This window comes from Mesorhizobium sp. M4A.F.Ca.ET.020.02.1.1 (genome assembly GCF_004022645.1).
Lineage (GTDB): Bacteria > Pseudomonadota > Alphaproteobacteria > Rhizobiales > Rhizobiaceae > Mesorhizobium.
On the sequence record NZ_RZOI01001301.1, the window covers coordinates 1 to 702 of the forward strand.

General features: G+C 62.1%; 2 protein-coding genes. Both read left to right on the forward strand.

Going from position 1 to position 702, the window contains the following annotated elements; all coding sequences use genetic code 11:
- On the forward strand, positions 1 to 222 hold a 222-nt coding region (gene nuoB, locus EN742_RS36775), incomplete at its 5' end, for an NADH-quinone oxidoreductase subunit NuoB (protein ID WP_128333981.1).
- Positions 223 to 226: 4 nt separating this feature from the next.
- The coding region (locus EN742_RS36780) for an NADH-quinone oxidoreductase subunit C (RefSeq protein ID WP_128333982.1) at positions 227 to 702 on the forward strand (476 nt) is incomplete at its 3' end.

The window sequence follows — 702 nt, forward strand, 5'->3', positions numbered from 1 at the left end:
GTCTACGACCAGATGCCGGAGCCGCGCTACGTCATCTCCATGGGCTCCTGCGCCAATGGCGGCGGCTACTACCACTATTCCTATTCGGTGGTGCGCGGCTGCGACCGTGTCGTGCCCGTCGACATCTATGTGCCCGGCTGCCCGCCGAGCGCGGAAGCGCTGCTTTACGGCATTCTTCTGCTGCAGAAGAAGATCCGCCGCACCGGCACGATCGAGCGGTGAACCAATGAGCCAGAAGCTGAATGAACTCTCGACCTATCTGGGCGAGAAGATGACCGACCGGATTGGCGAAGCGGTGCTGGCCTATGGCGAACTCACCGTCTCCGTGGAGCCGATCAACCTGATCGAGGTGGCGACCTTCCTGCGCGATGATCAGCGCTGCCAGTTCATCTCGATCATCGACGTCTGCGGCGCTGACTATCCGTCGCGAGCCAAGCGCTTCGATGTCGTCTATCACCTGCTGTCGCCGAAGCAGAATGTGCGCATCCGCCTCAAGGTCCAGGCCGACGAGGAGACGCTGGTTCCCTCGCTCACCGCCGTCTATCCTGGCGCCGACTGGTTCGAGCGCGAGACCTACGACCTCTATGGCGTGCTGTTTTCGGGCCATCCCGACCTGCGGCGCATCCTCACCGACTACGGTTTCGAAGGCCATCCGCTTCGCAAGGATTTCCCGCTCACAGGCTTCGTCGAGGTGCGTTACGA